The following is a 26,264-nucleotide window of genomic DNA, read 5'->3' on the forward strand; positions in this document are numbered from 1 at the left end:
TTATGGCGGCATTTCCTTGGATCGGGCCAACCATTGTTTTACTGTCAGGTCAGTCTTTCAACCAATTCATTTTGACCCTAGGGCTGATTATTTTAGCTGTTGTTTTTGGTTTAACAGCGTTTATTTTTCTTCGCATTTTCCTCAATTGGTTGCAGGCAAAATTCGAGAACAATCACCTATTTAGGCGATCATTCACAAAAAAAACTGGTCATTTAACCCCTAATATTTCACAACCTGAAAAAGTTTTTTTAGAACCCAGATTTGTAGAAAGCGACGGCAATTTAACTGCTACTATTTTTGGAGGCAAAAGCGATATTTCAATAGCTTTAGAGCCGGAGATAATCTGCGAGAATTCAGCATCAGTTGCCTATCTCTATAAGCCGATCGCCCTTTGGCACGGACGCTTAATTTTGCCCTCAAACGAACAGCGCCAGCCCTACGGAACAGTGTTTTTTGAAGTAATAAATGCCCCCAAAAAGTATAAAAGTTTTATTGGCAAAACAGCATTTTTGAAATGTAGTACAAATCGCGAAGTACAGTTTTTTGTCCACGCAGTCACTCAAGATATAAACTTCACACAAGAAACTAAAAAAAGTCAAAAAGCTGGCAATATCCATCCAGAAAGATTGAACGGCTGGCGAAATGTCGGCCCTTTAGAAACTCTAGCAGGCAGCAGACTTGAAGACAGCGTGACTGTGATGCTACGCAGACCCGTGATTGCGGTTAATTATAGCAGCAGCGATCGCCAGGAACTCACGATCGATCGCGAACCAGTACAAATTATCGGACGTTTCTGCGCCTTAGTCTCAATTTTACAGCGAAAAGAACCCGACAGCGACAAATTTATTGTCCGGCATTTCAACAAAACATCTCGACAATTTGACGGCGCCGCCGAAGTTATTCGGATTCCACAAGTACAGCCAGACAAAAATGGCGTAGCGAGGTCTACCAATCACCTGATCGAAAAATCGCCATTAAATCCAGACGGTTGGTACATTTACGGCGAAAGAGACGCAGACAGTGTATTTGTAGTGCAGGCAATCGAACCCCGCAAAATTGCCCAATTAACACCCGATGAAACACATTTAGGACTGAAAAAATCTCTCGCTTATTTAAGCAACAAAAATTGGGAAAATACACCAGCCCAAAAAGGGCAAGCAAAAAGAGTATTGTTAACGCCAAATGATGCTAAAGAAAACGCTTCAATCCCCCCTTGGCAAGAAGGAGATATCGGGATAGTGATTCACAGTTTCGGCGGTATCGGCGGCAAAAAAGGCGAACGGCCACCGTTGGGAATTGTCACCGGACATTTTGCTTTCGGAGTAGCAAAAGTGGTGCGCGATCGCTTTACCAGCGAACTGCGTTTTGACATAGAATACAAACAAGTTTACGCCCACAATCCCGACGGAATTGTTGCCGGTTCCAGCAAATGGCAAAGTTATATGGGAGACTTGCATCGCGGCTGGTTGGGCGATCGCCCGGTTTGCGATATCATCTGTAAATTAGACTGCGTGTGTTGCGACTACGATTTTGACGGGATAACCTTGTCGCCTTTAACCGAATTAAACCAGCAACTAGATATCATGATGGCCCGCTACCGCAGCGGAGACGGCACCGGTGCAAGTTTAGTCACCCCAGCCACTTCTTGCGTCCAAGATTCAAGTCAGGCAATTTACGCGACAATTAAAAAAATCACTTCCGAAATAGAGTCAAATCCTCAGATTCAAGACTGGTTGAAAACACATCCTACGGACGCACAAACCCAAAGATTTCACCAGTTAGTAGCATTAGGAGAAAGTTTAGAAACAGTATTAATGCCCCTCGGTATTGTTCGTCCAGATTGGCGAAAAAATTCGAGATTAGCGGGGATTGATTCTGAACTGAAAAAAACCTTTTTTGCTGGTATAGCAACCCTGATAAAAGCTGCTATTAGTTACCGAACAATGTTGCCGAGGCGCACCCAAGATGAAATCGCCAAAGTTTTATTAAAACAGGGAGCATTTTTGTGGATAATTCGCACAAATCAAGTCGGAGGATTTGACCCAGATATTGAGCCGATAGCACCAACAGGCCTTTAAATCAGCAATCGGTTTGTAGATGATTCGGCGATTGATATCAAATCCGTTGGCATCGGAATTATTGATCTCTCTCTTCCCTTTCTCTGTATCCTCTGTGTCTTCTGCGGTTTCATCATTCCGATACAACCGGAATTGATATGACAACTGACTGTTTGGACATTTGAACAATACCGATGCAACCAGAAACGATATGAAATCGCTACTAGAAAAACCAAGTCTGCCTCCGCCGACTAAGAGATTGAGGGAGTATTTAAGCGGGATTTGGTATCAGTCAACAGTCAACTGTCAACCGTTAACAGTCAACAGTTAACCGTTAACAGTCAACAGTTAACCATTACCAAGGAGTGACTTGAACTTTGCCGTCTGGTGCCAAAACTACGCGGAAATCAGCCAGCGGTTCCGCAGGGGGCCTGGTGCCAATGGGTTTGTAAAGCAACTCCGACAACGGCGTTTCGGATCTCTCGACTGCTGCCGAATTTTCCGGCTTGTAACCGACAATCGCCCCGTCTGGGGCCACACTCACCCGATAAACCAACTCCGCATCAACCGGAGGCTGATTCTTCACAACTCCATCAATTTGCTGGGAAAGTTTGCCCCTCAACAGGTCAATTTCCCCTGGATCGGTAATTGGCAGGGCTGCCACATCTGGGCTTGCCAAACCTTCAGCAACAGGGCTGGGCGTGCTTTCCGGTGAAGTGCTCGACTGCGGTGTGGCGCTAGGTGAAGCGTCCGGCTGCGGGGCGGGGATCGGAGTCGGCGAAATCGATTCAGCGTTCGGAGTTTGATTCCCAGGCAGCAAACCGTCAGCAGGGGGCGTGGGATTGGGATTAGGCGAACCCGATCCGCCCGGATTCGGCGTCCCCTGATTCTGGCCCGCTGGATTGGGCTGCGGCACCGGATCTCTCTGGCGCTGGACTTCCGGCACCGGCACCAAGAAAAACGCCATCGCCGCCAAAGCCAAACTCGACACCCCCACCACAGCAGGTAAAGTCCGCTTCGCCAAAGGTTCGGCCGACTTGATATAACGCCTGGAAATTGGGGTTAATTGCAGGGACAATTCCGGCAGTGTCTGCGTGTCGGCAAAAAACTGATCGATCGCCTCTACCAAGTCAAATAGCTGTACCGTCGTCAAATCAACTTTTGCCGACAGTTCTGTTTTTTGATCGATTTGGGTGGCGCTGCCTGTGGAGGCGGGTAGAACGGTCAACCGATGCACATTCCCGTCAATTCTGTGTAACTGCACCATACCCACATTCGGGCCGTAGCGATCGGGATAATGCACTCCGCTCATAAATTCTTGAGCGTAGCTGCTGACGGCCCTCACCAAGCTTTCAAAAAACTCCCGTCCCCCGCTTAGGGGCTCGCCGATACCGGTCACATAGCATTCAGCGCTCATTAATATGGAAAGCACCGGCCGTAGATCTAACTGGCTGGCTGCCGATCCATCGCTCAACCCTTCTAGAACCAGGGTGCAATTTGGCAGACTGTACTGACGCCTAATAGTCATTTGTTATTCAACTTCTCCATCAAACAGACTAACCCAGAAGCGCTGCATTCCGGCTGTGCCTGTACAAAATAGCAGTTTGCTCAACAAGTTCAAAGCTAGTTCGTTGAGCTTGTCGTCGGAATCGTAAGCTGCAACTAGCGATCGCTTGGGGTTCATTCGCGATCGAAAGTGAGCTCGAAAGCGTTCTAAATACTCAGCCAGTGGCAAGTGCTGGTTGAGGGGGATATTTTTCGATCGCAACTGCTGCGAGTCTAGCAGCAACTGCCGAATTGTCGCGGTTAACTTACGCGCCATATTACAGGCGATCGCCACCAGCGCTTTTGCCTCCACAATGGTAAGGGAGCGGCGCTGGGTGTAGCGTCTCAGCGGGTTAGTATTACGCATCAGCCAAAGGGCAACCCGATTTTTGATAATTGATTCCAATTCCAGGTCCTTTGACACTGCCAGCATTTCTTCCGCACCTCCGAGATACAAGGCTTCGATCGCCAGCAACATCAAGTCAATTTGCAATCTGGCTCGGCGGGGACATCCCCCATCGGAGGGCGACAAGTCTGGCAAACTGTCTAAAATTAACGGGTTTGACTGGGTAAGCGAAGTTTCTGACGGCATTAATATCACGGCAACATCCATTCCAAACAAACTATACGGGCACGGGGGGTCTTGAGCAAGACAAATTCTCAACCAAGAACTTCTCTGGGATACTTTATTTTTATCATTGACTTTTAGGTATATTTTCTAATTTAGCAGCAACCGACCGTCACAGGCGAGCTCCGGCGGCCGGAGTTCGATCGCCCACTCCCCCACCCCGCCGCAACTTTGTGATTCCTTGGTTCATGAGGGGAGAAGGGGAGAGTCGGAAAGCGACAAAGAATTACCCATTTCCCATTTCTTATTCTCTATTGGGATCAATCAATGTTCCTGCTTCTGGGGTTGCACCACCGCTTCTCTTTGAGCCGTAAAATCAGTAGCCGCCGCCTTATCAGTTAGACTAATTTTTCCCTTGAGGCTTTCTTGCTCCACAATTCCGCGCATTTTAACAGAACTGTTTTGACCGGTTGCTGTGGAGTCGCTGCAACCAGCTAAATTAGGAACCGCACCCGACAAGTTCAATCCTTGAGTTTCCCACTTACCAAATAGAGAAGGTTTCTCCTCGGCTGTTTTTTCCCTGCCCTCCCTGCTGCTCGATCGCAAATTACCGCTCAAATAAACACCCGATTGCTCGATTGTCAATACCAAAACATCAGAATTCAGACATTCGGGCAAATTTTTAGGATCGAAGCGATAAGTTCCCGCAATTGCCGGGGCCGCCTTTAAATTTGTTTCCCCATAAGCAGTTACTACTTTAAACAGCAGTGCAACTGAGCCGATCGCAATCCCGTAAAATGCCAGTGATTTCAGGCTTAAATGATTGATCATCTTGCTAATTAATAATTGGGCATTGGGCATGGGCATTGGGCATTGGCCAAACAGGGCATTGGGCATTGGCCAAACAGGGCATTGGGCATTGGTACTAACTCACCAATAACCAATAACCAATAACTAATAACAACTGCCACCAGTCAACAGTCAACTGACTACATTTGAGGCAGTACCGATGCCAAGTGCGATCGAACTCTAACGTAACACCGCGCAATCAGTAGCGAAGAATGACACTGCACAGCCAATTCATCAGTATACTGTCCCAAAGTTTGCCGCTCAATTCCCCACTCCCGACTCGTACCCGCAATAGTCAAATCAGCATTAGCCGAAGCCGCTACTACTGCTTGAATGGGTTCAGCAGCCTCCACAATCGGAGTTTCAATGCGCGATCGTACCTCAACAGGTAACTGCTCCATCACTCGCTGAAAATCGTAACTCAGCTCGTTTTCAGCTTCCCCGTCAACCGCCACCCGCAGCACCGTCAAACGGCGTTCCTCGCTATTAACTAACAGTCTCAGCGCCAATTCTAAACCCAAATCATCGTGAATGTTTGCCGCGTAAGGTACTAACAAGTTATTCAACCTTTCCCGGCCTCTGTCAACAAAAATTGCTACATCCACCTTAGCGTTGCTGAGAATTTGGCCGACACGTCCTCCCAAACGGTTGCTGCTAAAAGTAGGTCTGTGCCACCCTACTAAAATCAAATCAGCGCGATCTATTTCCGCAATTTGTGCCGTCTCCCTGGCTACATCATTAGTAACCCGAATGATGGGATGTACGAATTTTCTCGCCTCCGGCAGTTCCAAACTCTCAATCAATTCTGATAATTTCGAGCGACGTTCTTGAATAATGCGATCGGCTTCCGCAGGCGTACTTTCAAAGGCATAGTCATCATTTAATTCTATCAAACTCAGAGGATGAACCGCCGCCGACTGTAAATCCTCACCACCCATACCAGTAGCAGGCTGCGCCAGCGCTACCGCTAGTCGCAGTAAACCTTTCTGCGTGCTGGGATTGGCAACGGGTACTAAAATTCGATAAGTGGGCAGCAATTTGTTAGCAGTTTCTTCGCTGCTGTCAGCCTTTGGTGAATTTTCTAATTCTGAATCCTCAGAGTTTACTTCGGAAATATCTAATCTAATTAACCGTTTTGGATAAGTCCACTCCAACAGCGGGGAAGTCATAAAAGTTGTCACTAAAGCCATGATGACTAACATCGTAAATAGTAGCGGCGAAACTACACCCAAGGAAAGACCGATATTTAGCACAATTAGTTCAGTCAAACCACGAGTATTCATCAGCCATCCCAGGGCTGAAGCTTCGCGGTTGCTTATACCACAGACTCTGGCGGCAACGTAAGTCCCGACGTACTTGCCGACAATAGCCACTCCCAAAACTGCGGCGCACAGCAGCCACAATTCGGGGCTGTTGAGCAAGCCGATTTGAGTCCGCAACCCGCTATAAGCAAAAAATATGGGCAGCAGAAATATTAGTACAAAGTCTTCGGTTTTTTCAGCTAATTCTCTGGTTAATCCCGCATTTTTAGGCATAGCAGCACCCAGCAAAAATGCACCGAAAATTAAATGAATGCCGATCAATTCAGTAATTAAGGCAGAAGCTAAAACTCCCATGTAAATGCCGGAGAGCACTAACTGTGTTAATCTGCCCGTGCGGTTGTAGTGTTTGGAAAGCCGCTGCAAGAACCAGCGGACTACAGTCAGCATGAAACCGATGTAAATTAAAGACTCAATAATTGTCGGCAAAGCACCGATCATCGAATTAGTACGAGTAACTGCGATCGCCACCGCTAACAAACACCACGCCGTTACGTCATCTACCGCAGCGCAAGTTAGGGCCAGCGTCCCCAATTTTGTATTCTGCAAGTTGTGTTCTGTAATAATTCTTGCCAGCACCGGAAAGGCAGTAATTGACATGGCAGCGCCCAAAAATAGGGCAAAGGCTGTAAACGAAACGCTATTATTTGAAACGATGGGATACAGCAGCAGTGCTAGGATGCTTCCCAGGGAAAACGGCACTAGAATGCTGACGTGAGAAGTTAAAATCGCTATATCTAAATTGCTTTTGAGGTACTTGGGATTCAATTCCAAACCAATCAAGAACATGAAAAAGATCAGCCCCACCTCAGACAATACGTTGAGGAAGGGAACGGCTTCGGCTGGAAAAAGTGCTGTTGCTAAATCTGGTGCAACTAAGCCAAATAGAGAAGGCCCAAGCATAATTCCTGCGACAATTTCTCCAATGACTTGAGGTTGTTTTATCGCTCGAAATCCTAAACCTACAAGTCTCGAAAGTGCGATGACAATTAGAACTTCAAGCAGAACGAGAATGGGTATGGGCATGACGTTTTTAGCTTTGGGATTTTTGCGGATCGAGAGGGCAGGGTACTAAAGCTGACTGAATTGGCGATCGAAAAAAATGGATACCAGCTCGATCGAAGGTAGAACGCACAAGAGGCGCACCAACAACGTCATTGTCTCACAAGCGAACAAAGGCTTTGGCAACCTTAGTACCTGGATTTTTTGTTTTTAAGAAGCCCTTGCAAGTAACTTTAACCGCAGCGTGCGTACCCCGCACCCAACCCGCGCCCTAAATCTCACCAGGAGGTGAGAAGCCAACCCTACGGATATGAGATTGTCAGAAAAAGTAGCGCGCGCTGTGATAAACTAGAAAAGTTGTTTAAATTCGCACATCCGGGTTTTCGGGTGTTTCTAGGGCGCAAACCTTCAGAAATACGACCGGGTGGAGGATTAACCCGAATTAGGAGTTAAAAATACAATGCCAGTAGTCAGTTTGGCTCAAATGTTAGAGTCAGGGGTTCACTTCGGACACCAAACCCGTCGGTGGAACCCGAAAATGGCTCCCTACATTTTCACAGAGCGCAACGGGGTTCACATCATCGACCTCGTGCAAACCGCTCAGCTTATGGAAGACGCCTACGAGTACATGAGAGTTGCCTCAGAAAAAGGCAAAAAGTTTTTGTTCGTGGGTACGAAGCGCCAAGCTGCCGGGATTGTAGCCCAAGAAGCTCAACGCTGCGGTGCTTATTACGTCAATCAGCGCTGGTTGGGGGGAATGCTCACCAACTGGACGACGATTAAGTCCCGCGTGGAGCGCCTCAAGGATTTGGAGCGCCGCGAGGAAATCGGCGCCCTCGATTTGCTGCCGAAAAAAGAAGCTTCGGTACTGCGCCGAGAAATGGCAAAACTCCAGAAATATCTGGGCGGGATTAAATCTATGCGGAAGATTCCCGACGGAGTGGTGCTGGTAGACCAACGTCGCGAGTATAATGCGGTGTTGGAATGCCAAAAGTTAGGAATTCCGATCGTCTCTCTGTTGGATACCAACTGCGACCCGGATTTGGTTGACATTGCGATTCCGGCGAATGACGATGCTATTCGATCGATCAAGCTGATTGTCGGCAAGTTGGCTGATGCCATCTACGAAGGTCGTCACGGTCAGCAGGGCGGGGACTCTGAGGAAGACTACGACTACGAAGGTGGCTACGAAGGCGCGGAATATGATGTCGAAATCGAAGAATTGGATGACCCCGATTATGTAGATCCCGACGACGCTGCTGAGGCCGAGGGCGAAGAAACCGAGAGCTAGTATTGCCCTCGGAATCTGACACCAGGAAATTAAAAATTAAAGATTGAAAATTAAAAATAATTATTATTTTTAGTTGGATATTTTTAATTTTTAATTGTACATAGCACGAGTCTAAGTCATTAGTAGAGCTCTGGCAAAAGCATTCATTGTGTCAGGGTCAGAATTAATTCTGGCGCTACACCTACAAAGTCGGTACTAAGATCGACTGGGTATTTCTTCACTCTGGTCTAATCATTAACATTAAAATTAGTGACTAATGACTGATGACTAATGACTGATGACTAATGACTAATAACTAATTTTGATTGGGAACTTAAAGAAGATGGCGGACATATCTGCAAAACTTGTTAAAGAACTGCGCGAAAAAACTGGCGCGGGCATGATGGACTGCAAAAAAGCCCTCGTTGAAAACGAAGGCAATATGGAAACATCCATTGAGTGGCTGCGGAAAAAAGGTCTGGCTTCGGCAGGTAAAAAAGGTGGACGAGTCGCCTCAGAAGGACTTGTAGGCAGCTACATTCACACCGGCGGCCGCGTGGGAGTGCTGGTGGAAGTTAACTGCGAAACAGATTTTGTCGCACGTCGCGAAGAATTCCAAAAGTTGGTGCGGGATATTGCGATGCAAATTGCAGCTTGCCCGAATGTGGAATACGTGAAAGTTGAAGATATCCCCGCCGAAGTTGTCGAAAGAGAAAAGGCAATTGAAATGGGCAAAGATGACTTGGGCAATAAGCCGGAAAACATCAAAGAAAAGATTGTTCTAGGGCGGATTGAGAAGCGCATGAAAGAGTTATCTTTGATGGATCAGCCTTTTATTAAAGATCAGAATATCTCGGTGGAAGAGTTGGTGAAACAAACGATCGCCCAAATTGGAGAAAATATCCAAGTGCGCCGATTCGTGCGTTTTGTCTTGGGCGAAGGCATTGAAAAGGTAGAAGCTAACTTTGCCGATGAAGTGGCAGCCCAAATGGGTGTTCAATAATCCCAAATTAAGATAGAGAATTAAAAATTAAAAATGTGAAAAATCAATTTTTTGCATTTTTAATTTTTAATTTTTATAGGACTTATCGACAGACTATATTTGTAGTGTGGGCACTGCAAACCTTACTACTACAGACAGCCTAAAAATGGAAAACTTGCGTAATATCAAATCCGTTAGCATCGGCATAGTAAATTAGAGTTCACTGTTCACTGTTCACTGTTCACTGTTCACGGCGTCAACAGTCAACCGTCAACAGTCAACATCATTCTGGTGTAACCGGAAATGATATAAGTCCTATTTTAATTTTATACGAGAGATATGGTGCGACCAAGAGAGCGAATAGAGCAAGATTTGGCAGGACTCGAAGAGGCTTTAGCAGCCTTGAAGTTGGAGTTTAGCAGTACCTACGAAGGTTATTTAACTGCGTTGGGACAAGCGGTGCGGCAGCAGTTAATTTTGGCTTGCTATCACCTTTGCACTCAAGCAGTACCGGAGTCGTTTCTCAAGTTGTCCTTCGAGGCGCGGCAAAAAATGCAGCAGTCTGTAAGGGCTTTGGCTGCGGCGTCGGAGGAAAAATTGCGATCGCTGGTGACTGAATCACAAGCAGATGAAGAAATAGAGGAAGAGGAAGAAGAAGACGAAGACGAAGACGACTTCGATGAAGAGGAAGACGACTTCGATGAAGAGGAAGACAAATCAGACGACAAGGAAGAAGACGAAAAGGAAAAAAACCAAGTTTCGGCCATTAACTATCTATTTTCATTGGCAAATTATCAATTGCCAAACGCCAATTCCCCTGAAAGTTTGGCACGCTGGCAAAATAGTATTGAAAAGTCGATCGTCAATATACTCAAGCTGCTTTCTCGCGACACCAACCGCTTGCTGCAACAATCGGCAATCTTGCCGAGTCAATTGCCAGAACCGGTTCTAGAAGCTGCTTCTCAAGCTGAATCCTCCGGCGATAGTGTTGCCGGGCCGCCTAACTTATTAAACTTAATCATTGAAACCGATGCCTCATCAGCATCACGAAAATTGGCAGCAACCTTTGGTAGTAGGGCGCTGCACATTACAGCGATTAAACTGCGGCTGTCGGAAATAGAGTTTGCCGATGCGGGAACCTCGGCTTGGCGCCAGCAAATTCGTAACCTGTCTGTAAAGTTGAACTCGCTGGGCCGCGATTACCAGAAAAAGCAGCGGGAACTCGCTGTGGTGGAGGCTGAGTCGGCTTGGCGATCGAGTTGGTTTGAAGATTAGTCAGTTGTTAGTTGTCAGTTGACAGTTGACAGTTGACAGTTGACAGTTGTCAGTTGACAGTTGCCAGTTGTCAGTTGTCAATTGTCGGGAATTCTTGAGCTATGATTAATAACTAATGACTAATGACTAATAACTAATAACTAATGACTAATTACTAATGACTGATGACTAATAACCAACCCGAATGGCAGCGATTGCAAAAAGCTCTTTCAGTAGAAGCCGATCGCGGATTTAACGACATCCAAGGCAGTCAATACCGCTTCAGCGAGTTTCTGGGCCTGAGTTTGAGACAACTTGCAGGTTCTGTGGCGGCTTCGGCGCGCGATCGAGCCAGACAACTAGCCGCTGAATTTGACATCTACCCTCAGAAAGATCTCGAACAGCGCCAACATTCGATCGCCATTACGGTCAGTTTTCTGAGGCAAATGGAGCAAGTTTGGGAACAAGAAACTCGCCACCAGCAAGAACAAGTAGCACAAGTCAGACCCGCAAACGCTAACGCTTCTGAACTAACCGCCCCAACACTTTCCGTTCCCCGAACAGTACCCCTGAGTACAGCCCCGCCACCGCCCAGCCTGACTCTCGACCAACAGTTAACCCGCGTCACCGGCATCGGCCCCGCCAACGGCAACCGCTTGGTAAAACTGGGTTTATACACTGTATATGACTTGCTTTACTACTATCCCCGCAACCACATCGACTATGCAAAGCAAGTACAAATTCGCGAGCTAATAGCCGGGGAAACTGTCACTTTAATCGCAGAAGTAAAGCGCTGTAATTGCTTTTCTAGCCCGAAGAATAAGAAGTTAACCATATTAGAAGTAATTTTAAAAGACCGCACCGGAGAAATAAAAATTAGTCGTTTTTTTGCAGGCCCTCGCTACAGTAATCGCGGCTGGCAAGAATTTAAAAAGCGCGAGTATTGTACTGGTGCGGTGCTGGCAGCTTCCGGGTTGGTGAAGCAAGGTAAATATGGAATTACTTTAGAAAATCCTGAGTTAGAAGTATTAGACGACTCCGGCGGTGCGATCGAATCAATGAAAGTTGGTCGCCTGATACCAGTTTATCCGCTAACGGAGGGAGTGGATGCTGGTTCGGTGAGGCGATCGATTTTGGCTGCAATGCCGGCCGCAAAAATGTTGCCAGAATCCCTACCAGAGGATTTGCGCGAGCGTTACGGTTTAATGGGTTTAGCCGATGCCGTGACTAATATTCACTTTCCGCTCGATCGAGATTGTTTGGCCGCCGCCCGCCGCCGCTTAGTTTTTGACGAATTTTTCTACCTGCAATTAGGGCTTTTAAAGCGCCGCCAAACCCAAAGGAAAGCTCAAGCGAGTGCAGTCATCATTCCGACTGGCAAATTGATCGAACATTTTTATGAAATATTGCCTTTTGCCTTGACTAATGCTCAGGAAAGAGTAATTAACGACATCCTCAACGATTTAGCTTCGTCGCAACCGATGAACAGATTGGTGCAAGGCGATGTCGGTGCTGGCAAAACTGTAGTAGCCGTGGTGGCAATGCTAGCAGCAATTCAATCCGGCTATCAAGCCGCTTTAATGGCACCAACAGAAGTTTTAGCAGAACAGCACTATCGCAAATTGGTAGGTTGGTTTAACTTGATGCACTTGTCTGTCGAACTGTTAACTGGTTCCACCAAAATAGCCAAGCGCCGCGAAATTCACAACCAATTAGAAACAGGAGAATTACCTGTTTTAGTGGGAACTCACGCGCTGATTCAAGATACGGTGAATTTCCATAAATTGGGTTTGGCGGTAATTGACGAACAGCACAGATTCGGTGTGCAGCAGCGTGCTAAATTGCAGCAAAAAGGCGAGGCTCCCCACGTTTTGACGATGACAGCAACTCCCATTCCCCGGACGCTGGCCCTGACGCTGCACGGGGATTTAGATGTGAGTCAAATTGATGAACTTCCCCCCGGTAGGCAGGCAATTCAAACAACTGTACTGTCGGCAAAAGAACGCATCCAAGCTTACGATTTGATTCGGCGGGAAGTGGCGAGCGGGCGTCAAGTTTATGTGGTGCTGCCGCTGGTGGAGGAGTCGGAAAAGTTGGACGTGCGATCGGCAATTGAAGAAAAAGAAAAACTTGAAAAAAGTGTATTTCCTGAGTTTAAGGTGGGTTTGCTGCACGGTAGAATGAGCAGTGCTGACAAAGATGAAGCAATTTCTAAGTTTCGAGACAAAGAAACTGATATTTTAGTATCTACTACTGTCGTCGAAGTGGGAGTAGACGTGCCGAATGCCACGGTAATGCTGATTGAAAATTCGGAGCGTTTTGGACTTTCGCAACTTCACCAGTTGCGGGGTCGAGTCGGTCGGGGCAGCAACCGTTCTTATTGTTTGTTAATGCCCGGTTCCAAAACAGCGGAAGCTATGCAGAGAATGAAGGTTTTAGAACAATCTCAAGATGGCTTTTTTATTGCGGAAATGGACATGAGATTGCGCGGGCCTGGTCAGGTTTTGGGAACTCGGCAGTCGGGTTTGCCTGATTTTGCTTTGGCGAGTTTGGTGGAGGATCAGGAGGTTTTGGAGTTGGCGAGGGCGGCGGCTCAAATGGTAATTGAGAATGATGAAAGTTTGAATCAGTGGCCGGTGGTGCGGGATGAATTGGAGCGGAGATATCAGCGGATGATGAGTGGGTCGATTTTGACTTAGATAGTTTTGAACGCAGCAACGAGGTTTTTAATAATATTTGGTAGTGGCCGGTTAAGCGAATATATATCAAAGCCGGCTGTTTATTGCTGCCAAACCAGCCCTCTTCCCGTAGGGCGGTTTATTTGCATTTGCCTATTTAATGTCAGAAAGCGGGTTTCTTGCCACAAAGTCACGTAAAATCATAGTTTTTTTGTCAAGAAACCCAGTTTATAGGGTTTTGCTGAGAATGGTGCAAAATATCAGGTTGAGCGAAGCGTCAAAAACACGAATTTATTGGGTAGGAGTGCCTCAACCCAACCTACTTTCGGAGACGATTTTTCCCTTGGTCTAGGGTATTTTTATGAGTTGTCAGGCTTGGGGCACTTATTAAACCCAGAATCCTTCGCAGGAATGACGGAGAAGTGTCAAAATTAAGATAGTCCTGCCAGAAACAGGGAAACGGAAATCCGGCCTGTACTGGCCTTACCAGGCAACATTGATTCCTCGCTTGTCACGCTTGCAGGTGGTCGCCGACGGTTCGTCGCATTTAATCTCAACAGTAATTATGAAAGATCTCACTCGTTATCGAAATATCGGCATCTTCGCCCACGTAGATGCTGGCAAGACCACCACAACAGAAAGAATCCTGAAACTGACAGGTAAAATCCACAAAATTGGTGAAGTTCACGAAGGCGCGGCGACTACTGACTTCATGGAACAGGAGCAAGAGCGCGGTATTACGATTCAGTCCGCTGCTACCACCTGCTTCTGGAACGAGCATCAGCTCAACATCATCGATACCCCGGGACACGTCGATTTTACGATCGAAGTTTACCGTTCTTTGAAGGTTCTCGATGGTGGCATTGGTGTGTTCTGCGGTTCGGGTGGAGTTGAACCGCAATCGGAAACCAACTGGCGCTACGCTAACGATTCCAAAGTCGCTCGCGTCATCTACATCAACAAGCTCGATCGCACCGGTGCAGATTTTTACCGCGTTGTCAAGCAAGTTGATAAAATCCTTGGCGCTAAACCGATGGTGATGGTATTGCCGATCGGCATAGAAGAAAAGTTTTGTGGCGTAGTCGATTTGCTGACCCGCAAAGCCTGGATCTGGGATGACTCCGGCGATCCGATGAACTACGAAATTAAAGATGTCCCCGCCGATATGGTCGATGATGTCGAAACTTGGCGCGAACAGTTGATCGAACTGGCAGTAGAGCAAGACGACGCTCTGATGGAACAATATCTCGAAGGCAATGAACCGAGTATTGATGACCTCAAGCGCTGTATTCGCAAAGGTACTCGCGATCGGGCATTTTTCCCCACCTACTGCGGCTCATCGTTTAAAAACAAAGGCGTACAGTTGGTTCTCGATGCCGTAGTTGACTACCTGCCAAACCCGATGGAAGTCACACCACAGCCAGAAGTCGATCTCGATGGAAATGAGACCGGCGAATTTGCCCTTGTCGATCCCAATCGGCCATTGCGGGCACTGGCGTTTAAGATCATGGACGATCGCTACGGTGCTTTAACCTTCACGCGCCTGTACTCCGGTAAGTTGTCCAAGGGCGACACCGTACTCAACACCGCCACAGGCAAAACCGAGCGCATCAGCCGTTTGGTGGAAATGCACGCCAACTCGCGCGAAGAAATTGAATCTGCCCAAGCAGGGGACATTGTGGCGATCGTCGGTATGAAAAACGTCCGCACCGGACACACCATATGCGACCCCAAAAATCCCGCCACCCTAGAGCCGATGGTATTCCCCGATCCCGTTATTTCGATTTCGGTCAAACCGAAACAAAAAGGCGGCGAAGAAAAAATGGGAGCAGCCCTCACCAAAATGGTGCAAGAAGACCCATCCTTCCACATGGTGACGGATCTAGAAAGCGGCGAAATGATTCTTAAGGGGATGGGCGAGTTACACCTCGACATCAAAGTAGACATTCTTAAGCGCACCCACGGCATTGAAGTAGAAGTCGGCGAACCACAAGTGGCTTACCGCGAGTCGATTACCAAGCGCCTCGAAGACGAATACACCCACAAAAAGCAATCAGGTGGTTCCGGTCAATTTGCCAAAATCGGCTATGTGATCGAGCCTGGTGAGCCTGGAAGCGGCTTCCAGTTTGAGTCAAAAGTGACCGGTGGTAGCGTGCCGAGAGAATATTGGCCAGCGGTCGAAAAAGGCTTTGAAAGCTGCATCGACAAAGGCGTCTTGGCCGGATTCCCCTGCCTAGACTTGAAATTCACCCTACTAGAAGGCGGTTTCCACCCCGTTGACTCGTCAGCAATGGCCTTTGAAATTGCTGCCAAAGCGGCCTATCGGCAGTCTCTGCCTAAAGCCGCGCCTCAGTTGCTCGAACCGATTATGAATGTCGATGTATTCACTCCAGATGATTACATGGGCGACGTGATCGGCGACCTCAACCGCCGCCGGGGGATGATGAAATCTCAGGAAACCAGCCAGACAGGAGCACGGATCAAGGCAGATGTGCCGTTGAGCGAAATGTTTGGTTACATTAGCGATTTGCGTACTATGACATCTGGGCGCGGACAGTTCTCAATGTCCTTCTCGCACTATGCTCCTTGTCCGAATAACATCGCTGAAGAAGTGATCAAGGCGGCAAAAGAGCGTCAAGCTGCGAAGTAGTGCATTTGACTCCTGGTAGGTGCTATCTGGAGTCAAACAGAAAAATTAGATCCCCGCTTTTTGAAGAAATCGGGGATCTAATTTTTGTAAACTATCGGTTAGAATAAGTCAACAGAACCACGAGCAGACTTCAACAACATCTGGATTTCTTCAACACTAAATGGTGGTGAACGACGATGAATCATAGCGTGACAATTTGGACAAACAGGACGCAAATCTTTTATAGGATCAATTTCATACTCTTCTGCAATTTCTGAAAGGGGTCTTAGATGATGAACATGAATGAAACCTTTTCCCAGTTGCCCAAAAGCTCTGCCAAAATCGAAATCACAAATAGAGCAACTTGAACCGTAATAATCAATACATTTTTGCCGAGCTTTAGGCTCACGTTCATAGGCGTTGACTGAAACTTGCCGTACTGCCCCCTCACGAAATGTTTGTACTGAATCTACTTCATCAGGAAAGTATCTAGTAGTAGTTACAGATTCCTGAATTTGAAGCGGATTTTGCCAATCCCTCAAACATTTTAGGTAGTCCTCAAAATGGTCTTCCTCACCAAGATACACATTTATTGCAGCACGAAAGATAGCAAAGAGTTCGACAAAGTTATCAATCACTGGCTGAGTTGCATCTAGGTCTTTAATAGGAAGAACTAGGGATGGACTCAGAATATAAGTACCTTTCCACTCTCGTTCAGGAACCAATTGCATTTTGTTAATGTACTCATCATACTCTAACCCGTCAGCTTCTTCCTGTGTAATAGTAGGTGTAATAGTATGAGAGATAATTTCATATCTACCCTGTTTTAAAATCCGACTTACATCTTTTAAATTGTTATTCAAGACTTGGACAATCGGATTTCCTTCTAGCCCTCTCAATCCAAAAAAGTTCACAAATAAACTATCAGAAGTACACTCTAACCTCTGTTGGAAATACCAAGTTTTTGTTCCATTTATAGTCAAGCCAGCGGTTGCTATTTCCACGGGCTTGGTTTTCTTGGCTCCAGAGCGATGAGCTGGTGTAGTCACTATTCGACAATCTGAGAGTACATCTGTGCCATAAACTTGGTGAATTTGGTCACAAGCTTGTTTAATGAGTGTTTTAAGCTTAGGGACAAGTAATTTTTTTAGCTTATCAGCACGCTCTCGATTGTCTTCGACTGAGAAGAGATCTTGTTCAGCAGACCCTATCAGTGGCAAGTCAACGATTTGTGACAATCCGGTCTCCTCAACTGAATTCATATCTGCTCTCCGACATGACAAGTCCAACGAAAACTAATCGATATTTTAGCTTTTTTTCGACATATCCTGAAATAGGTCATGCTTCCCCGGCTCCTAAAACTTGTGCTGGGGTGAGTTCCAGCCTTGTAGGGTGCGTCAGTTAGAATACTTACTGGACAAGGGAAACGCTTATGGACTGACGCGCCCTACTATCGTCTTTTAAATGCCGAACAGCTTATGACTCAAATAAATCCCGATCGCACTACTGGAACAATTGCGATCGACGTTTGCGCTCAATCAAACGGGCAGTATCTTTGTCAAATATCATCATCTCTGAGCGATCGGCCTGATGATACCATGAATTTTTACGGACAAACGAAAGAACACGCGATCACGATCGCCTTAGAACATTTAGCCTCTCGCTACCGCCAGCAAGCCGAAGACTCTCAAAATATAGATTGGGACGCGGTGGAAATTTCGGATTCGGGAGAGCCGATTGAAAAGCGTTATCACGTAATTTTGCACTACGAACGAATTGCTAAAGATGAATCTAAGTTTGAGGCCATGCACAATACAATGATGGGAAATACAGTAGTTGAAAATGCCAAAATTTCAATAATTGAGATCGATCCCGATATCGAAATCGAGGCCAGAGGGCTATCAAAATATTGAGCCATCGGGACTTAGGTGCAGATGGGCATCTTACCCTACGCATCAACGATCGAAACGTGAGTTTGAGGCGGCGATCGACTAGAAGCGATCGCATAATTTAACATCCCCAAAATTTCTTTTCTATTACTCCCCCGCAGAATCTGCCCTAAATTTCTCCACAACTCGATTCAACTCAACTGAATGAGAAGCTTTAAATAAAATCCGATCGCCCTTTTCGACAAATCCCAACAACCGCTTTGCTAAATCTTCCCGCCCATCCTTGGCTGTAATATCTCCTATCTCCACAAAAGGCAAACCCGCCGCACCCGCAGCCATCGCCGCCGCTTCCTCAAAATCAGCAAAAACAAACAAAGCATCAAGATGCAAATCTCGCGCCGCCATTCCCACTTGTCGGTGAAATTCGATCGCCCTGTCGCCCAATTCCTTCATCGTTCCCAACACCGCAATCCGGCGCTTTCCTGGAGTATCTGCTAACAGTCTCAGGGCCGCCAACATCGACTCCAAACCAGCATTGTAAGTCTCATCCAAAATCACAATATCCTGCGGCAAATCGTAGCGGCGCGCCCGTCCATCCGGTAACTGCACAGACAAACCTTGCTTTAGAACTTCCCAATCAATACCTAACACTTTTCCTACCGCCAAAGCCGCCAAGTAATTTAGAGCATTGTGTCGTCCCGGCAGCGGCAGCGGCAATTCTACGCCTTCAACTAACATTGTATCATGGTTGAGCAATTCTCCGCACAAATCCCCGCCTTCTAAACCATAAGTTAAAGTTTTTCCCGACCAAACTTTGGTCGCAGTTGCGATTAATCTCTCACCATCGTGATTGAGAATAGCAATGCTATCAGTAGGCATTTCGGCTAACAGTTCGCACTTAGCTTGGGCGATCGCCTCTTCCGAACCCAATCGCCCGATATGCGCCGTTCCTACATTAGTAATTACCGCCACAGTAGGACGCGCAATTTGTGACAGCAGCGCAATTTCGCCACTCCCGCGCATTCCCATCTCAATTACAGCATAATTGTGGGTCGGTGAAAGCTCCAACAGAGTTTTTGGTACGCCAATTTCATTGTTGTAGTTATATTGAGTTTTAAGAACATTTCCCTTCGTTGACAAAACCGCCGCAATTAACTCTTTAACAGTAGTTTTACCTACAGACCCAGTAACAGCAACTATAGGTATACTGAATTGGTCACGCCACCAACGGGCGATCGACTGATAAGCTTTTAAAGTATCGTCAACGCGCAATAGCGGAAAATTAGGCAATTCCTCTTGCCAATCTCGATCGACTATCGCCGCAATCGCCCCCAAATCCCGGGATTTTGCCACAAATTTATGGCCGTCAAAATGCTCTCCCCGCAGCGCCAAAAATACTTCGCCCCCCTCAAGAGTGCGCGTATCTGTGGCAATACCTGTCCCTAAAGCTGTCAAAACGCCCTTAGACACAGCAGGCAAAGGTACAGTTAAAATTTCAGCAAGTTGTGCGATACTTACGCGACAAACCATAACCAGCACTCACATTTCAAATAATTATTTTCACAACTAATTCTACCTCGCCCAACCTCAAATTTAACTAACAGCGGGCTGCGGATCAGGATTGACCTTGATCATCCTAATACTAAATCGTCCGCCCACCCAGAAATTATCCCCTACCTACCCACAATCTTTACCAATACTTTATAAAGTCGATGGTGATTTAAGGCCTTGCTAATTACCAACAATTCATGTCATGCTGGTGTTGATAAATAGTTTAACTAAGCAAAAAATATCGATCGGCTTAAGCTGCTGACAGCTTCTACCCCTAAGCCTCATCCGGCGAGAAGCTCGGTTGACTCAATTATTGCGATTCATTTGCCAATTCATCAAGCTAATAGCGCTGAAAGCTCCTGCCCCAGCCTCGGAGGGTTAATCCACAGTGAACGACTACAACAGACAAAGCCACGAAGAAGAACAGCTACTTTACAAGCACTGGCTGGAGTTGGTACAACGAGAGCAGCCGGCCGAACTCATCAGCCGCTTTCGCACTTTGTTTATCCAGGGTACCGGATATCCCGATCGCTCCGTCGCCGACGCACTCGAAAAAATAGCAGCCTCAGAACACGCCCAACAAGAATTCAAGTACATCCTCAACCGCTGCTGCCACATCCTGATCAACCGTTGGCAAACATACCCCAGCAAGCAAGCAGCCATCCCTGAATTGATCGCTCTGTTTGAAGAAGCGCCCAAAATATTATTTGGATACCATCGATCGCGGGGGCGAGGCTCCATCCCCCAATTAGTAAATCAATTTACCGAAAGCGAACAGTACCTCACCCTCAAGCGTTTAGCGAAAGTCATAACTCACAGCAATGAAGATAGCAGCAACAGCAAAACCCCTGCTACCCTTGCCCTCGGAACCTTGATTCCCCGCTACCCTTACCTCTACAAACACTGCCTCCTCAGCGACGACAGCACCTACGAACAGCAAAAAATCATTAAAAAAATCCAAGCTCAAAAGCAGCAGCAATTTGAGATCAACCTCTCACAATATGTCGCTCACCAAGTGAGAAAAGCCCACATAGCGCGTCGGGAAACCTCCCTTTCCTTCGGCAGAAATATACAGCTTATAAAAAATCCGACCCTGTTGACCGACCCTGAACTATTCTTTGCCCTCAAGCAATTTGTCGGAAAAGTAGAAGGAGCCGATACCTACAGACAGCTAGCAGGCCGTTTCACGGCGAACGCCAGCACACATCAGTCCTACCGCTCCTTTAAAGACGACTTGTACGAATACCTGATTTCTTCTGTCACCGACGATCGCTACGGCAAACGTCTCTTTAACGAAAAATTGTATAAGCAACTACAAAATACCCTGCCCCACAGCGATGATCAGAAGTTTAACGAATTTTTAATGATCAGAACTTGCAGCCAGTTATTGAACTTTTTAGTAGTAGAGAGTCCTGTGCGGCCCAACCACTTTGTCTTCATCGACCTGATCTCAAACCTCGGGCCGACCCAAACCACAGGTTTGCTGCTGAAAATCGTACTAATTTGCGGCAAAGTCAAGCCCTACCTAGAAAAGCGACTGGCAATTTTGTTCGGTCACTACGAATGCAGTGCCCGAGAAGGCGTGGTGTGGTTAGTCAAAGCCCTAGAAAACGTAAACCTAGCTTTGAGTACCAACTTTGGCAAGGTGGATGTATCTTTCCTGCGGTGAGAGGGCGTGGCATAACTTTCTCTGCTTCCACTGCAGGCAAAACATCACACCGATCAACCAGGTTTCTGAATACCCTAAAAGTTTTACCTTTAATTAGAACAACTTAATTAACTCCTGAAACCTACTCAAAAGACATTATTCTATGTTAAAGTACCAAGTGTGAATCAGATTCAGTTGCAGGCTTTGTTCATTGCTACAGAATTGTCTAAAAACTTGCCCTTCTGTATCGGCAGGGGACTCTCCGAAACTGAAATCTTCGCACTGTCTAAATTTTGGAGTTATTCCTCATGTCGATATACGTCGGTAACTTATCCTACCAAGTTACCCAAGAAGACATCACCACCGTCTTCGCCGAATACGGAACCGTTAAGCGAGTACATCTACCTACCGACAGAGAAACCAGTCGCCCCCGCGGCTTCGGTTTTGTAGAAATGTCCACAGATGCAGAAGAAGATGCAGCCATTAGTGCTCTCGACGGTGCAGAGTGGATGGGTCGCGACCTCAAAGTTAACAAAGCTAAGCCCCGCGAAGATGAAGGCGGCCGGGGTGGCGGCAACCGGGGCGGCGGCCCTGGAAAATTTGGTCGCGCAGGAGGGGGAGGCGGAGGAGGACGTTATTAATTTCCTCATTAATTTCCTCGGATAAAGATTTGAGATTGGAGAGTTGAAATTGGCGCGAGAGCTCACCTAGCTCCGAACCACTTCCGGCCGTTCCGAAAAACCTATGCTCTTCAAATTTCCATATCTACCGGATTAAATATACCAAAAAGCCAAGGGCCTAACCCTTGGCTTTTTGGTATGAGGGTGGACGGTATGAGTCTGAAATCGTCTGGGCGAATCCGTTGCAGTACCGTCAGGTTCTAATCGTCAGGTTCGATGCTGCTGCTCAATCCGTGATTATTGAGCGTTTCAGCGTAAAACTCAGCGTGTTCGAGAGCGCAAACAATCACCAATCCCATCCCGTTAGTATGGGCTTCCATCATCACATTTACAGCCTGTGGCTGAGTCAGACTCGGTACCGTCGCCATCAAAGTCTGCACCACGTACTCCATAGGATTGAAATCATCATTGTGCAGCAGAACGCGGTAGCGCGGTGCAAGCTTGCGGACTGTGGAAGGCTTTTGAATAATTTCGACAGACACTAATCTATACCTCCTGACTTGTAAAATGTTAAAATTTGTCAACAATCTTGAGCCGGATTCCTCCGCTGTGCAAGACTATCTCACTTTCAGCTATTTTATTGAAATCTGAAAATTCAGACAAGGCAGCCCCCTGGTCGATCGCGAGCTGTGAACCCAACACCAAACCCACAGGGGGTGTCCTGGGCCCTCCGCAACCACCTTCCTAGCGCCATAATATTAGAAAGGCGCGATCGGTTAAAAATAACAAACTACTACCTGTTGAGTCTCCAGAACTGAGGGAACGAACATTATATGAAACGCAAACCTAAATCCTACAACGACAGATTCAGCGGCGACCCATCCCGAGCAGATGAAGACTCCGACTACTCCGGCTCCTTTGGCGGACAGTCGCGGCGTCAACCTCAGTCCGGCAAACCCTCTTTCCTCAATTCTGCCACCCTAGGGATTTTAACAGCCGTCTTTATTCTGGGAATTGGGATTGGCATTGCCTTTAGCTCTACAGCTACAATTAGCCCAGAGAACGTAGCCTCCCGTGAATTTATCGATCGCAGCGCCCCGAACCCAGAACTTTGCGTGCAGTTTGGAGCAAGCGCGATGGTGACAGATATGCGCCTCTACGTCACCCTCAACCCTTTCAACGTCTACATCTCGCAGCCGAGTATGCGCCCCGGATGCGTCCTGCGAACCAATAACTGGGCAATTCTTGAACAAAGAAAACTCATCAGCCAAGACCAAGTGCGGGATTGCAAAAATCGCATGAACACCTTTGGCTTCACCGGCCCCTTGGAAGCTCAACCCGAAATTAACTGTATCTACCAAAATGACGGCGCTAAAAACCTGTTCCTCAATCAACCGGGTTCGATAGCTCCAACCAGTGAAGGTCAAAATTTCTAAATCGCCGATATAGCGGTTTTCAGTTGAGTCAATTACAGATAGGGGGTAGGACTTAGGCTTTGCCTAAGTCCTTACTTTATTTCATACAATGGAACACTGCTCTCAGAAAATATTGAACTAAGAGGTTCGAGGGAAGAAAAAAGTCTTCCTCCCTCCTTCTTCATTCTTCATTCTTCATTCTTCATTCTTCCTTCTTCCTTCTTCCCTCTTCCTTCTTCCTTCTTCCTTCTTCCTTCTTCCCTCTTCCTTCTTCCTTCTTCCTTCAGAAACCAAACTGGGGGAAATCTTCCATTAACTGAACTTGAAAAATTTGGCCGGGTTCAATCGTAGCAGGTTGAGGAGCAGCGACGTAAGTTGTAGCAGCACCAGCGGCTGCTCCAGCCAACAAACCGACACCGGAAAAGCCGCTCAGCAAGAACAAAGCTAAGCCACCAATACCAGTATTTCGCAACAAACTGCGATCTGTCGGCTGTTGCCGACGGCCTCCCACTGGTTCCGAGCGAGCCAAAAGAGGGATATTGCGGCCGTTGAGACTAATAGCTTCGACCACAAATCGACTGCCGATGTTGGTCGTTTCAAACCGGCCGATGACTGGCGTATTAGCAGGTACGATCGTATTACCACGACTGTCGAAAATTCCCCCTTGCAGCAGCAGCACTTCCTCTTGGCTGGGCTTCGCTTGCAGCCGCAAAGCCTGATCGCCGGGGTATACCAAACTGAGCTCCGTGCCCGCCGGCAACAAGACATTCGCCCCAGTCGCAGCCTGCAAAGGAGCATTCGATCGTCCGCCAGGAAGCGGTTCACCAAAGGTAAGCGTCCGCTGTTGGGGTGCAGCAGCCGTTATTTGAGGATCTAGGCGGGGTAGAGCAGCAGCTTTTACCCCACTGCGTTCGTCAAGGCGAACATTGACTAAAGGCACTCTTAGCGGCCGGATTTGGTCATTTGAAGTTGACCGCTGCGAAAAATTTGTAGCGGGGTTCGGGGAAGTAGGAGGCTCAGGTCGATCGACCTCTGGGACAGCATTTGACCTGGAATCAGTCGGCGGCTGGTTTTGCGGTACTTGTCTTGCAGGCGGGGGTTGAGTTTCGGAAGTTTCCATATTCGGAGTCGGTTCGATCGAAGGACGCAACACCCAGCGATTTTCTACCCCACTTCTTTGGAATTGAACTTGCCCTGCGCTGAAACCGACTCCAGGAGCCAAATTGACCAGAATTCTCGCCGTTCCCGGTTGAAGTTGACTCACTCCCACAGAACGCACTCTACCTTGTGGGTATAGCTGAGTTGCATCTACTCCGATCTCAGTATTGGGCAAATCCACAGCAATCTGAGACGGATTGAGTAGAGAATATGTGGGGGTTGTTCCCTCTGGGAGAGTAATTTCTAGCTGATTTGTCGCCGGATCGAATTTCCAACTTGTGACTGTAGAAGCATTTGCTGGTTCCAGTGTTGCGGGCACTGCTGCAACTGCGGCGACGACTGCTAGACTCAGACTCAGTGACTCGATCGCAAACAATCCCGCTGGTAGAGAATTAACAGTCAATTTTTGTAAGTCTGCCCAAAATTTTCGTGGTAATTTTTTGTATGGCATGGCTGCTGGGTGAAATTTTTGATCTGAAATAGATTATGGATGGGAAAATTTTGCCTTCGGATGACGCTGAAAGTTTAACATTATTGCGATATGAAAAATTTAACTAAATGGAAATTATTGCGATCGCGCTTCGTTCTTAACAACAAGTGGTGTCAGGTTAGACAAGATGAAATAGAATTGCCAAGCGGACAAATTATAGACGACTTTTTTGTTAATGTCCGACCAAATATCGCCCTCGTATTTGCCACGACAGAGCAGCAAGAACTTGTATTAGTGCGACAATACAGGCACGGAGTAGGCGAAATTTTGCTGGAACTGCCTGCTGGATCTTTCAACCCTGCTGAAGAAAGTGGCAAATGTGCTGCCGCCAGAGAACTTGCCGAAGAAACGGGATATGTTGCTGAAGAAATTTTGGAACTAGCAACCTTATATGATAACCCCGTAAAAGATACCAATTCTATCTACCTCTACTTTGCTAAAAATGTCAAATTTGCCAGCAAAATACAATTAGATATTACAGAAGATATTGAAGTAGTTTTAGTCCCCCTTGCCGAAGTTTTATTAAAAATAGAAACCCGAGAAATTTGTGTAGCCGGAAGCATCGCAGCTATTTTTTTAGGATTAGATTTTTTGAATAAACAGCGGTAAGGTGCTGTGTGAATGGAACCTTACACGCTGTTTAATGCGCTTTGTTATTAAGGAGAAAGAGTGAGAAAATCCAGAGCAGTGATAGAATTATCAGCACCAAAAACCTGAGCCAAAACCTCACCAGTCGCCGCAACTTGTAGCAGTGTGGCATTCGCCGTCGGATTAATTTGCAAAGCCTCAAAACTCAAGCCACCAGCCAGAACAAACTTATCACTTCCTACGGAAAAATTGAGCACAGTATCCAGACCACTGTTAGCGCTTAACACAAAGTGATCACTCCCAATCCCCCCAATCAAAGTATCATCTACCCCATCACCAAACAGCCAGTCATCCCCAACACCCCCATTGAGAATATCCCTATCTTTCCCTCCGTAAATAGTGTCATTACCATCATCACCATTGAGAGTATCTTGACCTTCATTGCCGTATAACAGGTCATCGCCACTACCACCATTAATACAGTCTTGCTGACCGTCAGAGCCCACAGCGCCTCGCAGATTTTCCCCGCGATCGCCAAAAATAGTATCATTACCTTCATCGCCACACAAAATATCGCTGCCATCATCACCGTAGATCAAATCCTCGCCAGCATCTCCTTGTACAACATCGTCATCCTTGCCTCCACGAAGGGTATCGTTACCCAAACCCCCATCAAGAGAGTCGGAACTCTCACCCCCACCCTGAAAGTCATTTCCATCTCCCCCAAATAGCAAGTCGCGTCCATCAACATC

20 protein-coding genes are annotated in these 26,264 nt (G+C 47.0%); 11 read left to right on the plus strand and 9 right to left on the minus strand.

Going from position 1 to position 26,264, the window contains the following annotated elements; all coding sequences use genetic code 11:
* Positions 1–2: 2 nt before the first annotated feature.
* Complete coding sequence (locus QUA90_RS23305) at positions 3–2,078, plus strand: abortive infection protein (protein WP_333447986.1); 2,076 nt, start codon at positions 3–5, stop codon at positions 2,076–2,078.
* A gap of 334 nt (positions 2,079–2,412) precedes the next feature.
* Here the strand turns inward: QUA90_RS23305 and QUA90_RS23310 are convergent, their stop codons facing one another.
* From QUA90_RS23310 to QUA90_RS23325, 4 genes are all read right to left on the minus strand, one after another.
* The gene (locus QUA90_RS23310; protein ID WP_333447988.1) at positions 2,413–3,585 is read right to left on the minus strand and encodes a DUF4335 domain-containing protein; all 1,173 of its coding nucleotides are present in this window, start codon (positions 3,583–3,585) and stop codon (positions 2,413–2,415) included.
* Between the two features lie 3 nt (positions 3,586–3,588).
* Complete coding sequence (locus tag QUA90_RS23315) at positions 3,589–4,215, minus strand: DUF3038 domain-containing protein (RefSeq protein ID WP_333373823.1); 627 nt, start codon at positions 4,213–4,215, stop codon at positions 3,589–3,591.
* A 279-nt stretch (positions 4,216–4,494) separates the two neighbouring features.
* On the minus strand, positions 4,495–5,031 hold the full coding sequence (locus QUA90_RS23320) for a hypothetical protein (protein ID WP_333447990.1): 537 nt from the start codon (positions 5,029–5,031) through the stop codon (positions 4,495–4,497).
* A gap of 128 nt (positions 5,032–5,159) precedes the next feature.
* Positions 5,160–7,364 carry a cation:proton antiporter domain-containing protein gene (locus QUA90_RS23325; RefSeq protein ID WP_333447992.1) on the minus strand — a complete coding sequence of 735 codons (2,205 nt, stop codon included), beginning with the start codon at positions 7,362–7,364 and terminating at the stop codon, positions 5,160–5,162.
* 436 nt (positions 7,365–7,800) lie between these two features.
* Between QUA90_RS23325 and rpsB the strand changes: the two genes are divergently transcribed.
* The 5 genes from rpsB to fusA all read left to right on the plus strand — a co-directional run bounded on the left by rpsB (position 7,801) and on the right by fusA (position 16,174).
* A complete protein-coding gene (gene rpsB, locus QUA90_RS23330) occupies positions 7,801–8,631 on the plus strand; it encodes a 30S ribosomal protein S2 (RefSeq protein WP_333447994.1) in 831 nt (276 codons plus the stop codon).
* A gap of 322 nt (positions 8,632–8,953) precedes the next feature.
* A complete protein-coding gene (gene tsf / locus QUA90_RS23335) occupies positions 8,954–9,613 on the plus strand; it encodes a translation elongation factor Ts (protein ID WP_333081940.1) in 660 nt (219 codons plus the stop codon).
* Between the two features lie 318 nt (positions 9,614–9,931).
* On the plus strand, positions 9,932–10,867 hold the full coding sequence (locus QUA90_RS23340; RefSeq protein WP_333447996.1) for a hypothetical protein: 936 nt from the start codon (positions 9,932–9,934) through the stop codon (positions 10,865–10,867).
* Positions 10,868–11,031: 164 nt separating this feature from the next.
* A complete protein-coding gene (recG, locus tag QUA90_RS23345) occupies positions 11,032–13,545 on the plus strand; it encodes an ATP-dependent DNA helicase RecG (protein ID WP_333447998.1) in 2,514 nt (837 codons plus the stop codon).
* Between the two features lie 544 nt (positions 13,546–14,089).
* Complete coding sequence (gene fusA / locus QUA90_RS23350; protein ID WP_333448000.1) at positions 14,090–16,174, plus strand: elongation factor G; 2,085 nt, start codon at positions 14,090–14,092, stop codon at positions 16,172–16,174.
* Positions 16,175–16,272: 98 nt separating this feature from the next.
* On the opposite strand, the gene QUA90_RS23355 is transcribed toward fusA, so the two are convergent.
* A complete protein-coding gene (locus QUA90_RS23355) occupies positions 16,273–17,415 on the minus strand; it encodes an HNH endonuclease (RefSeq protein ID WP_333448002.1) in 1,143 nt (380 codons plus the stop codon).
* Positions 17,416–17,631: 216 nt separating this feature from the next.
* On the opposite strand from QUA90_RS23355, the gene QUA90_RS23360 reads away from it, so the two are divergent.
* Entirely contained in the window at positions 17,632–18,066 is a 435-nt protein-coding gene (locus QUA90_RS23360) for a hypothetical protein (protein ID WP_333448004.1), read from the plus strand.
* Between the two features lie 123 nt (positions 18,067–18,189).
* On the opposite strand, the gene QUA90_RS23365 is transcribed toward QUA90_RS23360, so the two are convergent.
* Positions 18,190–19,572 carry a UDP-N-acetylmuramoyl-tripeptide--D-alanyl-D-alanine ligase gene (locus QUA90_RS23365; protein ID WP_333448007.1) on the minus strand — a complete coding sequence of 461 codons (1,383 nt, stop codon included), beginning with the start codon at positions 19,570–19,572 and terminating at the stop codon, positions 18,190–18,192.
* Between the two features lie 409 nt (positions 19,573–19,981).
* On the opposite strand from QUA90_RS23365, the gene QUA90_RS23370 reads away from it, so the two are divergent.
* Both QUA90_RS23370 and QUA90_RS23375 read left to right on the plus strand, forming a co-directional pair.
* On the plus strand, positions 19,982–21,262 hold the full coding sequence (locus tag QUA90_RS23370) for a hypothetical protein (protein WP_333448009.1): 1,281 nt from the start codon (positions 19,982–19,984) through the stop codon (positions 21,260–21,262).
* 287 nt (positions 21,263–21,549) lie between these two features.
* Positions 21,550–21,882 (plus strand): RNA-binding protein, encoded by a 333-nt coding sequence (locus tag QUA90_RS23375; protein WP_333035208.1) that lies wholly within the window; start codon positions 21,550–21,552, stop codon positions 21,880–21,882.
* 239 nt (positions 21,883–22,121) lie between these two features.
* Here QUA90_RS23375 and clpS read toward each other — a convergent pair whose 3' ends face one another.
* Complete coding sequence (clpS, locus tag QUA90_RS23380; RefSeq protein ID WP_015178019.1) at positions 22,122–22,403, minus strand: ATP-dependent Clp protease adapter ClpS; 282 nt, start codon at positions 22,401–22,403, stop codon at positions 22,122–22,124.
* A gap of 291 nt (positions 22,404–22,694) precedes the next feature.
* On the opposite strand from clpS, the gene QUA90_RS23385 reads away from it, so the two are divergent.
* Entirely contained in the window at positions 22,695–23,297 is a 603-nt protein-coding gene (locus QUA90_RS23385) for a DUF3172 domain-containing protein (RefSeq protein WP_333448011.1), read from the plus strand.
* 262 nt (positions 23,298–23,559) lie between these two features.
* Here the strand turns inward: QUA90_RS23385 and QUA90_RS23390 are convergent, their stop codons facing one another.
* Positions 23,560–24,885, minus strand: coding sequence for an AMIN domain-containing protein (locus QUA90_RS23390; RefSeq protein WP_333448012.1), 1,326 nt, complete (start codon positions 24,883–24,885; stop codon positions 23,560–23,562).
* Positions 24,886–24,975: 90 nt separating this feature from the next.
* Here QUA90_RS23390 and QUA90_RS23395 point away from each other — a divergent pair, with 90 nt between their 5' ends.
* Positions 24,976–25,533, plus strand: a complete 558-nt coding sequence (locus QUA90_RS23395; protein WP_333448014.1) for an NUDIX hydrolase — start codon at positions 24,976–24,978, stop codon at positions 25,531–25,533.
* Between the two features lie 47 nt (positions 25,534–25,580).
* On the opposite strand, the gene QUA90_RS23400 is transcribed toward QUA90_RS23395, so the two are convergent.
* Positions 25,581–26,264 (minus strand): calcium-binding protein (locus QUA90_RS23400; RefSeq protein WP_333448016.1); only part of this gene is annotated, 684 nt, incomplete at its 5' end.

The sequence above is a fragment of the Microcoleus sp. D3_18_C4 genome, assembly GCF_036702355.1.
Classification (GTDB): Bacteria; Cyanobacteriota; Cyanobacteriia; order Cyanobacteriales; family Microcoleaceae; genus Microcoleus.